General features: G+C 40.9%; 14 protein-coding genes. 1 reads left to right on the forward strand and 13 read right to left on the reverse strand.

What is annotated here, in order from left to right; all coding sequences use genetic code 11:
- Window positions 1–188 precede the first annotated feature (188 nt).
- Genes Hs30E_RS08890 through Hs30E_RS08905 form a run of 4 tightly spaced genes read right to left on the reverse strand, consistent with a single transcriptional unit; the run spans window position 189 to window position 5,651 of the window.
- Window positions 189–1,196, reverse strand: a complete 1,008-nt coding sequence (locus Hs30E_RS08890) for a diacylglycerol kinase (RefSeq protein WP_172209606.1) — start codon at window positions 1,194–1,196, stop codon at window positions 189–191.
- Window positions 1,193–3,160 (reverse strand): NAD-dependent DNA ligase LigA, encoded by a 1,968-nt coding sequence (gene ligA, locus Hs30E_RS08895; RefSeq protein ID WP_172209607.1) that lies wholly within the window; start codon window positions 3,158–3,160, stop codon window positions 1,193–1,195. The genes Hs30E_RS08890 and ligA overlap by 4 nt, the downstream gene beginning before the upstream one ends.
- The gene (locus tag Hs30E_RS08900) at window positions 3,126–4,448 is read right to left on the reverse strand and encodes an MATE family efflux transporter (protein ID WP_172209608.1); all 1,323 of its coding nucleotides are present in this window, start codon (window positions 4,446–4,448) and stop codon (window positions 3,126–3,128) included. Before Hs30E_RS08900 ends, ligA begins: the two co-directional genes overlap by 35 nt.
- Window positions 4,449–4,484: 36 nt before the next feature.
- Window positions 4,485–5,651 (reverse strand): hypothetical protein, encoded by a 1,167-nt coding sequence (locus tag Hs30E_RS08905; protein WP_172209609.1) that lies wholly within the window; start codon window positions 5,649–5,651, stop codon window positions 4,485–4,487.
- Window positions 5,652–5,772: 121 nt separating this feature from the next.
- On the opposite strand from Hs30E_RS08905, the gene Hs30E_RS08910 reads away from it, so the two are divergent.
- On the forward strand, window positions 5,773–6,672 hold the full coding sequence (locus tag Hs30E_RS08910; protein ID WP_172209610.1) for a diacylglycerol/lipid kinase family protein: 900 nt from the start codon (window positions 5,773–5,775) through the stop codon (window positions 6,670–6,672).
- A gap of 14 nt (window positions 6,673–6,686) precedes the next feature.
- Here Hs30E_RS08910 and rbfA read toward each other — a convergent pair whose 3' ends face one another.
- The 9 genes from rbfA to rimP form a co-directional block, all read right to left on the reverse strand.
- Window positions 6,687–7,037 (reverse strand): 30S ribosome-binding factor RbfA, encoded by a 351-nt coding sequence (gene rbfA / locus Hs30E_RS08915; RefSeq protein WP_172209611.1) that lies wholly within the window; start codon window positions 7,035–7,037, stop codon window positions 6,687–6,689.
- Between the two features lie 23 nt (window positions 7,038–7,060).
- Window positions 7,061–7,195 (reverse strand): DUF5680 domain-containing protein, encoded by a 135-nt coding sequence (locus Hs30E_RS11255; RefSeq protein ID WP_228462036.1) that lies wholly within the window; start codon window positions 7,193–7,195, stop codon window positions 7,061–7,063.
- 210 nt (window positions 7,196–7,405) lie between these two features.
- Window positions 7,406–7,621 (reverse strand): hypothetical protein, encoded by a 216-nt coding sequence (locus Hs30E_RS08920; RefSeq protein ID WP_172209612.1) that lies wholly within the window; start codon window positions 7,619–7,621, stop codon window positions 7,406–7,408.
- Window positions 7,622–7,629: 8 nt separating this feature from the next.
- Entirely contained in the window at window positions 7,630–8,256 is a 627-nt protein-coding gene (locus Hs30E_RS08925; RefSeq protein WP_172209613.1) for a pentapeptide repeat-containing protein, read from the reverse strand.
- 189 nt (window positions 8,257–8,445) lie between these two features.
- Window positions 8,446–11,118 (reverse strand): translation initiation factor IF-2, encoded by a 2,673-nt coding sequence (gene infB / locus Hs30E_RS08930; protein WP_172209614.1) that lies wholly within the window; start codon window positions 11,116–11,118, stop codon window positions 8,446–8,448.
- A gap of 25 nt (window positions 11,119–11,143) precedes the next feature.
- Entirely contained in the window at window positions 11,144–11,461 is a 318-nt protein-coding gene (locus Hs30E_RS08935) for a YlxQ-related RNA-binding protein (RefSeq protein ID WP_172209615.1), read from the reverse strand.
- Window positions 11,462–11,467: 6 nt separating this feature from the next.
- Entirely contained in the window at window positions 11,468–11,794 is a 327-nt protein-coding gene (rnpM, locus tag Hs30E_RS08940) for an RNase P modulator RnpM (protein WP_172209616.1), read from the reverse strand.
- 21 nt (window positions 11,795–11,815) lie between these two features.
- Window positions 11,816–12,913, reverse strand: a complete 1,098-nt coding sequence (gene nusA / locus Hs30E_RS08945; RefSeq protein ID WP_172209617.1) for a transcription termination factor NusA — start codon at window positions 12,911–12,913, stop codon at window positions 11,816–11,818.
- Window positions 12,914–12,950: 37 nt separating this feature from the next.
- Window positions 12,951–13,424, reverse strand: coding sequence for a ribosome maturation factor RimP (gene rimP, locus Hs30E_RS08950; RefSeq protein ID WP_172209618.1), 474 nt, complete (start codon window positions 13,422–13,424; stop codon window positions 12,951–12,953).
- Between the last annotated feature and the right edge of the window lie 248 nt (window positions 13,425–13,672).

A 13,672-nucleotide genomic window follows, 5' to 3' on the forward strand; every position in this document is an offset into this window, starting at 1 on the left:
TAAAATCAAAACCTTTAAGTGTATGGCTCAGAAATATCGTAATCGAAGAAAGAGGCACTTACTTCGGGCGTCCTTAATTTGTGGTATTATCAATTTCGAAATTTAATTTCGGGAGAAGTCTATTATACTTAAATATCTCAAAAAATGCGACGATAAGCTATTTTTTAGGTATTTGCATATCTAACAAATTATCCGTCGAATTCGTTTGTTCTTTCTGCTTCTTTGACAAACTTATTGGCAACTGCTTCGAGTGCCAATTCATCTTCGTCACCGATATAATTGTCATCATTGATTTCATCCAGATTGGCAAACATTTCGATATGACATTTATGGTTGGTCAGGGTAATCGGGGCATCACCGCCGTATTCGCCATCAAGATTAATCATCATGCGATCATTTGACTGAGGTTCTATTTTAATTTTACTCGTTTTGATATATTCAATTTTTTTGTCTTCAATGTGCTTGCCACCATTTATCACAAGTCCTATAAGACGAATCATCTCAAATAAATTAGCTGTTTTGACGAGGATTAGCGTGAAAAGTCCGTCATCTAATTGCGCATCTGGCGCAATTTTCTCAAACCCACCAACAGAATTTGTCAACGCTGCAAAAAACATTGATATTTTACCTTCAAAGACACCATTATCATGCGTGATTTTAATAGGAACTGCCTTGATTCGTGGTAGCAATTCAGCCCCTTTGACGATGTAGGCAAGGTAGCCAAAAGCCGTTTTGAGCTGCGATGGCACACTATAAGTTAGCTCAGTAAAAGAACCACCCGCAGCAATGTTAATAAAATAATTATCTTCTCCAGCACGACCAATATCCATGTTCAAAGTCTGATTTTTGCCAATGATTTTGGCCGCTGCAACAGGATTATTGCGCGGAATTTTTAGCGCACGCGCAAAATCATTGGTTGTACCAGCTGGAATAATACCAAGTTTTGGTCGTTTTTTTAAGGGCGCAATGCCATTGACAACTTCATTTATCGTGCCATCGCCACCAGCTGCAACAATCATCTCAAATCCTGCTTGCGCTGCGCGTTCTGCTTCATTTTTAGCAGAATTTTCGGCAGCTGTCGTTGCAAATGCGGATGTTTCATAGCCAAAACTTTCCAAAACATCGAGAATTTCTGCGATATTTTTTCGCATCGTTTCTTGCCCTGATGTCGGATTATATATCAGTCTTGCTTTCATAAGTTTATCAACTCCTCTTCTGTCCAGATGTCAATTTCCAATTCCTGAGCTTTTATCAATTTGCTACCCGCATCTGCGCCCGCGATAACGATGTCAGTTTTTTTCGACACGCTGCCGCTAACATTTGCACCTAGATTTTCCAGTTTTTCCTTGGCCTCATTACGCGTTAATTGCGCTAACTTGCCTGTCAAAACAACCGTTTTGCCTGACAATAAGGCATCATCACGCTTAACTGTTCCTAAGTAATTGAAATTGACACCTACTACTTGCAATTCTGCTAAAAGTCTTTTCGTCCCGTCTAGCGCAAAATATTTGGTCAAACTTTCCGCTAGAACCACGCCAATTGTTGGAATAGCTGATAACTCTTCGACTGTTGCTTTTGAAATGGTCGTCAAATCTGATAAATTTTCAGCAATTATTTTGGCAGCTTTTGCGCCAACATGACGGATTCCAAGTCCAAAAATCAGTTTTTCGACTGAATTTTTTTTCGAGAATTGAATTGACTGATAGAGTTTTTCTGCTGATTTTTCCTTAACTTTATCGAGTGTCAGCAAATCTTCCACCGTTAATTGATATAAATCAGCTACATCAGTCACTAATTTTTTGTCAAATAATTGGGTGACAACTGCAATGCCTAGACCTGTAATTGCCATAGCGCCACGACTGGCAAAATGAATTAGTTTTTCGCGAATTTGCGCAGGACAAAGCGGATTGACACAACGAAGTGCGACTTCATCTTCAAAATGTTGCAGTTCTGAGTCGCATTCTGGGCAAGTTGTCGGAATGAGCAAGTCGACTGAATTTTCGGGACGTTTGTCAACAAGAACACGCTGAACTTTAGGAATGATGTCGCCAGCCTTATAAATCACGACTGTATCGCCAAGTCTGATGTCTTTTTCCTTGATATAGTCAACATTGTGCAAAGTGGCACGTGCAACTGTTGTTTGCGCTAATAAAACAGGCGTCATATTAGCAGTTGGCGTGACAACACCTGTCCGACCGACTGTCCAATCAACGCTGAGAATTTCTGTTTCAGCGAGTTCGGCGGGAAATTTGTAGGCAATTGCCCATTTTGGAAATTTAACTGTAAAGCCAAGTTCATCTTGCTGTGTTAAATTATTGACTTTTATCACAACGCCATCAATATCGTAGGCTAAGTCGTCACGCATTTCCGAAATTTCTTGGATAAACGCCCAAATTTCAGTCATATTGGTCGCAAAAGTACGCCTGTGATTGACAACTAGACCGAGCTTTTCAAGATAGATCAAAACTTCTTCTTGGGTGTCGTTAGTTGCGGGGCTTGCCTCTTGATAAAGAAAAGTAGCTAAACCGCGTTTGGCAACGACCTTGGTGTCAAGTTGTCTGAGCGTGCCAGCTGCAGCATTGCGCGGATTGGCAAATGACGGCAAACCGTCTTCTTCCCGTTCTTGGTTAAGTTTTTGGAAATTTTTGCGTGGCAAATAAGCCTCGCCACGAACAACGATGTCAATCGGTTCTGTCAAATAAAGTGGCACATCCTTGATACGCTTGACTTGCTCGGTAATATTTTCTCCGATTGTGCCGTCTCCACGTGTTGCTGCCGTTTTCAGAACGCCATTTTCATAAACCAAAGACAGCGATAAACCGTCGATTTTGAGTTCGCAGATGTATTCTGGGTTATCAATTTCCTTGCGGACACGTACATCAAAAGCCTCGATTTCTTCGCGTGAAAAGGCGTCTTGTAGACTATATAGTTGGTAATCGTGTGTATATTTTTCAAAGCCAGATAAGACAACGTCGCCCGTTCTGTGTGTCGGCGAATCTGCTCGGATAAGGTTCGGATTTTCCGATTCTAATGTGGCGAGTTCACGATAAAGTCGGTCGTACTCGGCATCCTCGATTGTTGGATTGTCTAATGTGTAGTATTCACGGGCATATTGGTTAAGTTGTTCAGTTAATGTTTTGATTTTTGATTCTATGCTCATACTTTAATTTTAACACAATTAAACGAAAAATATTATCAAAAACTGTCGCAAGCCAAACACCCCAGATTTCAAGTCCTAATACTGTTCCTAAAAGCCAAGCAAGCCCAATGCGAATCGACCACATGCCAATCAAAGTTGCATAAAATGGCGTTTTAGCATCGCCCATTGCCTGCAAAGCCGCTGTATAAATGATAACGCCTGCAACAATAGGTTCGCTGATAAATGAAATAAAAATGACAACGCGTGTTGCTGTGACAGCGCTGGCATTTGCCGTGAAAAAAACTGTAAGAACTGGCGCTAAAGCAAATAAAATACCGCCTAAAATCGTACTGATAATCGCTGTTATCCAAAATGATTTTTTGGTTAAAGTCCGAACTTCCACTAGATTTCGCGCACCAAAAGCCCGCGCAATCAAAATGCTAGCGCCTGTCGCAAAACCAAAAGCAGGCAGATAATTATAGGCTGTAATTGTCTCGCCAATCGAATTGCCCGCAAAAATATCTGTTCCGTAAGCAATAATAATCACAAAAATAACAATATCACCAACTCTCATCAGCAGACGTTCGCCCATGATTGGCAAGCCTCTTTTAAGAATTTCTGATTTGAAAATGTTATTTTTCATTGAGAATAGCTTGCCATCTAAAGGGTTACTCGTTTTTTGTAATTGTCTAAAAAGTAGGAGAACGCCAACTAATCTCGAAAGTGCTGTACCAATTCCTGCACCTAAAATACCAAGTTTGGGCAAACCGAATAAGCCAAAAATCAATACCAAATCTAACAGAAAATTCAGGAGATTAACAACTAAATTAACATATAAAGGCATTCGCGCTTGTCCAGATGTTCTGACGAGCTGACCCAATACGGTCATCAAGACAATTAGAAAACTTGTACCTGCAATCACTCTAAAAAAGAGGAGACTTTGTTGCAAAATGTCATCTCTTGCGCCCATAAGTTGGAGAAGTGGTCTTGCTAATATCAAGGACAAAATTGATAAAATCAGACCAATTATCAAAGATAGGGCAATAGATTGCCTAACCGTTTCTGAAATAGCTTCTGTTTTTTTAGCGCCAATAACATTTGATAAAACAGTTGCAATCGCAACAGCAAGGGCGATGAAAACTGCTTGATAAACCGCCATGATAGCATTTACGAGACTGACCGCAGACACCGCAACAAGCGAAATTTTAGCAATTAGCACACTATCAATAAAGCCGACAGTCGTTTGCAAAATGTTTTCAAAAACGGCGGGAAGAGCGTAATTGATAAGTTCTTTAGTATTTTTTTTCATGCTATTTTTTCTACACTAAAAGCCATGAATCATGGCTTAATTGATTAGATTTTCACTTTCATTAAAAATTTTGTCTCGAAAGTCAATCACTTCTTGCAAAGTGTTTATGGCTATGATTTTATCTCCGATTGCGGGTGCTTCACGTTCATTTATCGGCAACTTGATCGCTTTATCAGTTGGTTTGACAAGCGTTTGCAAATCGTCGATTTTATTGTTAATGTTTTGGTAATTATCGTCGATTTTATTGAGAATATCTCGAACATCGGTCAAGGTTGTCAAAAGTTCGTTTAAGGTCATCTCTGGCGCGCCAACGATTTTTTTATTACTTTTTGGTAATGCCGACGGAGTTATCGTTTCTGATTCTAGTTTAGCTGTTAAATCTTTGATTTCTGCCGCCGTTGCCGTTGGCTCGACTAACAGAGCTTTCAGCGCATAAGCCGTGCCTGAGAGACTCTGGTCTGCCAAATTCAGCAAGGTAAATTTCGCTTTACTGATAATATCAGAATTGATACTGTATTCATAAATCAGTTCGCCACCATAGTTACTATAACGACGAGCTGAATTTTCACGAATCTTCTCAAAAATATAATCTTCCTCTATCATAATTGGAATTGGTTCAACGATAACTGTTCCTAATTCGCCATCTAAAAGGCGCGACTCAGCAATCTCTCTCTCCGTATTTTTCAAAACATAGCGAACAGTCATAGATGTGATTGTTTCGACATATTCAATTACCAAAACCTGAGGATCATTGTCGAAAAACAGATTACCATTACTTGTTGAATCTGCCGTAATTTCAGGAAGTTTATCAACAATTTTTTTGACAATTTTCCCCGTCTCATCACGATAAGTAATACTCAAACGATAATTTGGAAATAGTAAATCGCCCAATTTGCTTGTATCAAAATTTTGACCAGATTTAGCAGTCAAAGCGTATTCCTGTTCGACTCCCTCCGCCACCACAATCCGAACATAGAGTTGCTGAAAATCTGGCGCATAGAGTACCAAAAATTCTTGATTGCAAGTCGTGAATATCAATTCTTCAGGATGTTTTTCGGTCAAGATATGAAAACCAGGCAAAGTAAAATGTACAGGTTTCTCAACCTTTTCACCGACTTGACCAATCAAAACTTTGGTATCAAAAACAGGACTTCCGTCCATTTTCTGATAATGAAATTCAATCTTTGATGTCAAAGTTACCATTTTCACCCTTATTTTATTCTTTTTATAAGTTTTATTTCATCTGCATAAGATATTACCAAATTATACCTTAAATTGAATGATTTTTCAACAATCTCATGATTTTTTTGGTAAAATAGTAGTTATGAACTATTACATTTTGGCGAACCCTCATGCGGGGCATGGTCACGGCAAGCAAGTAACCGATGAATTAACAAGCTATTTAACGCATAAAAAGATTACTTTTCGACTGTTTGAAACCCATCAGCCATTTGATGAAAATCGCTTGATGGCTGATATTTTGGCGCAAAAAACAGCGGCAGATCGCATTTTGATTATCGGTGGTGACGGCACAATTTCTTTGTCGGTTAATGCGCTACCCGAAAATCAAGCTTTTTCCTATATCCCTGCTGGTTCTGGCAATGATTTTGGTCGTGGTCTTGGCATTTCGCTAAAAGACACGATTGCGACTTTTGATAACATTCACAAGGCACAACCCAAAGAAATCTTCATGCTCAACTACGTTTCCGAAAATCTGTCTGGTCTTGCGACCAACAATTTTGGCATTGGGCTTGATGCCGCCATGGTTGATGCGACCAACAAAAGTCTGACCAAGGGCGTTTTGAACAAGTTCAAGTCGGGGCAGCTCGCCTATCTCTTGAGTGCGCTCCACGTCGTTTTGATTAAAAAACCTTTTGGCGTGACGGTTAATGGTGTCAGATTTGACAAGGCGTTTTTGTTTACAATGACGAATCACTCTTTTTTTGGTGGTGGCATTCCGCTTGCGCCAGATGCCAAGATAACAGATTCTGATATTCATTTGATTGAACTTGATCGTTTTAATATCGTTGGCGTTTTTGCACTGATTCCCAAAATTATACAAGCCAAACATTTTGCCAGTAAACATGTGCATCATCTGGTGGACAAAAAATTTGAACTGGTCATTGATAGCGACCAACTCGTTCAGATTGACGGCGAGATTCACAAGCTCAAAGCAGGACAAAAATTAACCGTGACAACACAAAAACGAACGATTTTGAAATAATCGTTCGTTTTTTTTCATTCTTTATTCAAATGACGCAAAAGTTCATCAATCTTGCCACCATAGGCAACGGATTCATCTTTTGCAAAAGTCAAATCTGGAATTTTGTAAAGTGTCATGCGCTTGGCAAGTTCACTTTTAATAGCGCCTGTTGCTTTTTTGAGTCCAATGCGCGCTTTTTCATTGTCAGATGCGAGATCTGACAAAATGCTGTAATAAACCGTGGCTTGACTGAGGTCGCCCGTAATTTGCACGTCAGAAATATTGACTTCTTGCACGCGCGGATCACGGATTTTCATGCGGAGAATATCATTAATCTCACGCATAAGCTCAACCGCCACACGATCACTGCGATGTGTATTTGACATATGCTGTCCTTTCTAATATTTTTTTAATCAAAATGTTTATCAACAATTAATCCACCATGAAACAGTAATTCATAGATCAACTCCGTTTTATAGAAGATTTTTTCATTGCCAGAAAACCAGTCAAATTCGCCTGTAACGGTCATGATATACTCGTTCAAGTATAAAAACGAAACACAAGATTTTGAGATAGTTTCAGACAAATCAAGGAAATCAGTCGCAAGCGTATAGGTATACGGTAAGAATGGTTGACGAAGAGTTGGCTGAAACTAGCCAAAATCTGTTTCGTTTTTGTGCTTGAATGAGTGCGATAAGGATAACGCTCATCTGGAAAAGTCAGCGCTTTTTTTAAGAAAGCACTCTTGAAGTTATCACTCAAAACGCGCCCTGTATAATTGCTTACCCTCTTCCCAAATGGCCTCTTCACCAGAAAAAAGGTGCGTGCCAAGATAGGTATCAATGTAGCGCAAATCGCCATTTTGATAGTGATAATCATAAGAGGAGGGGCGGCTACTAGTCATTTTCCCACTACCTGTCGCATACGTGTTTTTCTTAGCTTTTAATGGAAACTTGATATATTTTTCCATAACTTTTCTTATATAATATTAATCCCTAGAGAAGTCGCTAAAGCCAGTGCTTGACTGGGATTGACTTTCAAACCTCTGATCGTATTTAAACTGTATGTGATGTAGTCAAAAGTCGCGTTTGAAAAATCTAGCTTATTCATAGGTGTATGCGCCCAATTTGTCGCTGTCAAATCGCAAGTTTGAAAAGTCAAATTGGTGTATTTGACTTCTGAAAATTCGCTCTCTAGCAACGTTGTTTCACTGAATAAACTGTTTTTAAACTTGCAAAAGTTGAAAGACGTATAATTGAGCAATGACTTATCGAAAACGCAGTCATGCAACACACTTTCAGCAAAATTCGCGCCTGTCAAACGACAATTATTAAAGACAACACGATGAAAACTTGCCATGAGCCAAGCAACATTTGACAGATCGCAGTTGTTAAAAATCACATCCAGACATTCAAAGCTGGCAAATTGCACACCTGAAAAATCACAGTTTGTAAAAACAGCTTTGCGAAAACAGACACGTTCACAAAATGAACGGTCTGCCTTGCTGTCCCTGTAATGTACCTCGGTAAAATAACCTTCTTCTGCCAAAATCAAGTCATTTGAGACAAGCAAATCTGCTGAAATTTGTGGTTTTAGGATGACCATATTATATTAAACCTTATTATATCTTTCGCGCCACATGAGTACTTGCCGCATAACAGGTGCCCATAGGCTTCAACACGCTGTTATTTATACTAATTTAAGCATAAAAACGAAACCTAAGATTTTAAAATAGTCTCAAATAAAATCTGTTCCATTTTTGTGCTTAAACGAGTCTATCATGCGTGCTCCATTTTAACGTTTGATTTCAACCATTTCATAAACTTCAAACGTATCATCAACTGCAATATCGTTGTAGCCGTCAATCATGAGACCGCCCTCATTGCCTTTGTTGACTTCCTTAACGTCGTCTTTGTAATGTTTGAGCGACGAGAGGTTACCGTCAGCGATGACGATACCGTCACGAATTACGCGCACACTAGCGTCACGCTTGACTGAACCCGACAAGACCATGAAACCTGCAATTGTGCCAACTCTTGAAACAACGAAAGTTTCACGAACGACAGCCTCACCGATGATTTTTTCTTCAAATTCAGGATCAAGCATGCCTTTCATGGCAGTTTCGACTTCTTCGATAACCTTGTAAATGATACTGTGGAGACGAATCTCAACGTCATCACTTTCTGCTTGTTGGCGCGCAAGTGGTGTCGGACGAACATTGAAACCGATGATAACAGCATTTGCTGCCTCGGCAAGTGACACATCCGACTCATTAATCGCACCAACGGCACTATGAACGATGTCAACTTTCACACCCTCAACTTCGATTTTTTGAAGTGAGGCAGCGAGCGCCTCAGCTGACCCTTGTACGTCAGCTTTGATGATAACATTGACAGACTTGACTTGCCCTTCTTTAAGCGTGTCAAAGAGATTTTCAAGACTAACACGGTGCGTGCTGCTACGTTGATGAAGGAGCGCACGTTTGGCACGTTCTTCCCCAACTGAGCGCGCCGTTTTTTCGTCTTCAAAGACGGCAAAATGGTCGCCAGCTTGTGGCACATCATTTAGACCTGTAATTTCGACTGGACTTGACGGTCCTGCTGATTTTTCACGGCGTCCAAGGTCATTGACCATAGCACGCACACGACCAAACGTATTTCCGACAACAATCGGATCTTGTTGGTGGAGTGTCCCTTGTTGGACAAGCAATGTTGCGATTGCCCCTTTGCCCTTGTCCAGACGTGCCTCAACGACTGTACCAATTGCTTTGACAGTCGGATCAGCTTTAAGTTCTTGAAATTCTGCTACTAAAAGGACTGTTTCTAAAAGTTCTTCGATATTTGTATTAAATTTAGCTGAAATTTCAACAAATTCTGAATCTCCGCCCCACGCTTGACTCATGACACCATGTTCTGAAAGCTCTTGAATCACACGCTGAGGATTTGCACCAGGCTTGTCAATTTTGTTGATAGCGACAATCATTGGTACACCAGCAGCTTTGGAGTGGTTAATCGCCTCAATCGTTTGGGGCATCACGCCATCATCTGCCGCAACAACCAAAATCGTGATGTCGGTAACAGAGGCACCGCGCGCCCGCATGCTCGTGAAAGCCTCATGCCCAGGTGTATCAAGGAAAGTGATTTTTTTACCATTTTCCTCGATTTGATAAGCGCCGATATGTTGTGTGATACCACCCGCCTCGCCACTTGTCACGCGCGAATTGCGCAATGTATCAAGGAGCGTTGTCTTACCATGGTCAACGTGTCCCATGATGGTCACGACTGGTGGACGTTCAACTAAGGCAGCCTCATTAAGATAACCATCCTCAATGAACAGACGTTCAATGTCTGTTTTATCTTCTTCAACTTTTTTCTCAGGCGTAATCCCGTAGTCCATAAGCAAAAGTTCGATTGTATCTGCATCAAGCGACTGGTTTTGCGTGGTCATCACACCCATGAGGAAAAGTTTTTTGACAAGTTCAGCTGGCTCGCGTTTGATACGTTTTGCCAACTCAGCAATCGTCATGCCCTCAGTATAGACAAGACTTTCTGGTAATTCATGGAATTTACGTTGAACAACAGGTTGTGGTGCAACTTGTTGACCACCGCGCTTACCTTTTTTCTTCTTGTTACTATTCCAGTTAGAATTACGCGCATTTCGGACTTGGTTCCGATTATCATTGACACGCAATGGTCCGCCTTGACGGTTGCCACCATTGTTATTTTGAGCACCTTGTCCACCACCGCTACTATTGTTATTGTTGCGGCTGCGCTTATTTTTGTTGCGGTTGGCATTGGCATTATTACTTGGCGCTACTGGTGCCGCTGCTGCGATGTCAGCAGCAGATTTGATAACCTTGATACCACCGTTTTTCGGCTTGATGTCCTCCGCACGCTTGATAACTTTGATACCACCATTGGCTGGGCGCGTAGGTTTCTTCGGCTTTTCTGGCTTAATTTCTGGTTTCTTTTCTACTTTGACTTCAGTTTTTTTCTCAGAAACAGGTTGTGCTGGCTTTGGCGCTACGGTGTCTTGTTTGACAGGTTCAGCTTTTTTTGGCTCTGCTTTTGGTGGTTGAGCAGAAGTAGGCGCAACAGTTTTACCACCGACTGCGATTACACGACCACTTGCCACTTCTTCATCGCTCAACACTTTTTTACCGCCCACAATAATCGGCCGATTACCAGTTTCTGTTTCAGTCACGACTTTTTTACCACCAGCAACAATCACACGGCTGTGAGTTTCTGTTTTTTCCGCTTTTTTCGGCGCAGCCTTAGCAGGTTTAGCAACTTTGCCACCATTTTTCTCGGCATTAAAAGACTTGAGTAGCGCTTTTGTTTGCTCAGCATCAATGCTTGAGCTGTGAGATTTGACAGGCAAGCCGATTTTTTGGGCATGGTCAACCAGTTCTTTATTGGTCAAACCGCTCTCTTTAGCGATTTGGTTAATACGTTTTTTCTCAGACAATCTAGTGTCCTCCTTGTTTATCTTCTTATTTCATAAGACTCTCCATTTTCTTGGCAAATCCTTTATCTTGAACGGCGATAACTTTGCGTTCGCTACCAATAGCGTGCGACAGTTCAGCCGTTGAAAAGGTGTCTATCATGGGAATTTCATAGTAAGTTGTTTTATCAGTCATGCGTTTGATGAGATTTTCAGCACCGTCATGTGCAACAAAAACCAATCTCGCACGCTCAGCTTGGATCGATTTGATAACAAGTTCTTCACCTGTTACAATCTTTCCTGCTTTTTTTGCCATGCCTAAGGCATTGAGCAATTTTGTTTTGTTAAATTCTGTGATTTCAGTCATCGTTTCTCAAATTTCTGGTGCCTCATCTATTGAATAGGTCACATTTGCGAGCTTTTCACGTTCAACCAAATGGTCAACATAAGTAATCAGCTCATCATAGAAATCAGCCGCAATTTGCGTTTGAAATGTGCGGTCAAAAATCCGTTTTTTCTTGGCAAGTTTCGCCTCATCTTTTTTAATGGCAATATAAGCGCCACGCCCCGCAGCTTTTCCAGTTGGGTCAATGCTAATCTCCCCATTTTTATTGAAAGCAATTCTCAACAATTGTTTTTTGGGAAACTGTTCATTTGAGACAACAGATTTTCTTAAGGGAATCTTCTTGGTTTTCGCCATGGTCATTCGCCTCCTCAACTTTTAATCAAGTGCCTCTTCAGCAACAATTTCCTCAGCTTGTTCAGCGACAACCTCTTTGGCCTCTTCGTCAAATCTTGATTGTGATTTGATGTCAATTTTGTTATTGGTCACATGTGCTGCTAGACGAACATTTTGCCCACGTTTGCCAATCGCAAGAGACAACTGGTCATCCGGCACTACAACAACAGTTTCGCCCGTTTCTTCGTCAACGATAACACGGTTGACTTTTGAAGGTTTCAAAGCATTTTGAATCAAAGTCGCACGGTCATCGTTCCACTCAATGATGTCCATGTTTTCGCCGTGAAGTTCATCAACCAAGGTGCGAATACGTGAACCACGTGGTCCAACAATCGTTCCAATCGCATCAACGTTGGGGTCGTTGGACTTGACGATAACCTTGGCACGATCGCCCGCCTCACGCGCAATACTGATAATCTCAACCGTCCCGTCGTAAACCTCAGGAATTTCCTTTTCAAACAGGCGTTTGAGGAGGTCGGGGTGCGTGCGACTAACATAGACAATCGGTCCTTTTTTAGACTGTTCAACGCCCGAAACATACACTTTGATTTTATCGCCAATTTGATAACGCTCGCCAGGAATTTGGTCACGCTTGCCAAGCATACTATCAACCTTGCCAAGATTGATGAAAATGGCACGATCATCCACACGCTCAACTGTTCCTTGGATAATTTCATTTTCATAACGCTTGTACTCGTTAAAAATGATTGTATGCGATTCTTCACGCATTTTATTCATGATAACTTGCTTAGCCGCATTGGCAGCAGTCCGCGCGAAATCTTTTGGCTTTTCTTCAAAACGAATTTTGTCGCCGATTTGATAATGCGGATTAAGCATCAGCGCATCATCAAGACTCATCTCCAGACGGCTGTCAAAAACTTCATCAACCACTTCACGCGTCGAGTAAACAATAAAATCGCCCTTGGCATCATTATACTCAATCGTCACATTTTGTGATTGATTGTATTGCTTTTTGTAAGCTGCCGTCAAAGCCTCCGCAATCGCACCGATAACAACCTCTGGCGAAATGCCCTTTTCTTCTTCCAAAAGGGTGAATGCAGCTTGCATTTCCTTACTCATTTTAATCCTCTTTTCTTTTTTATTTTTAATGTTTGTGTTAAATTTTAACTTGTGTTTGAGCCTTGGCAATATTTGAGAAATCAATCTCAACCGTTTTCTGACGTGTCTTGTCAAGATAACTTAGCGTGACAACATTGTCGGCAAACGCAACCAAATCTCCAACAAATTCCTTTTCGCCCTCAAGTTTCTGATAAAGCTTAACAAAAATGTAGTCGCCAATGTGCGCCTCAAAATCTGCCACCTTTTTCAAAGGACGTTCAGCACCAGGACTTGCAACCTCAAGCATATAGGCACTCGGAAAGGGATCTGGCGTGATTTTATCAAGCTCGGGACTGATAATCTCCGATAAATCAGCCGTATCTTGCAAAGTGATGCCGTCTGGCTTATCAACAAGCACTGACAAAACTTGATCAGTACCGAGCTTTGACCACTCGACATCCACCAACTCAAACGGCGCGGGCAGCTTGCCGTCAAGGTGCGCTAACACTGTTTCTATGATCGTTGTAGACATAGGACTCCTTTCTACTAAACAATAGGAGCGCTCATCGTGAGCGCTCCTTTCTTTTGTTCTTTATAGTTATTATAGCATATTTTTTGGGAAATGCAAGTAGAATATTTTTGGCAATTTTATATTATCATTCGAAAGTGATAATGTCCTAAGTAGGTCGAAACATAAAATGTCCCAAATGTTAAACTAATACTTATGAAAAGGATATTACTCACTGTGAATGAATTGAAAAAGTATCGTGTTATCAAGTT

The organism is Pseudolactococcus hodotermopsidis (genome assembly GCF_011170085.1).
Lineage (GTDB): Bacteria > Bacillota > Bacilli > Lactobacillales > Streptococcaceae > Pseudolactococcus > Pseudolactococcus hodotermopsidis.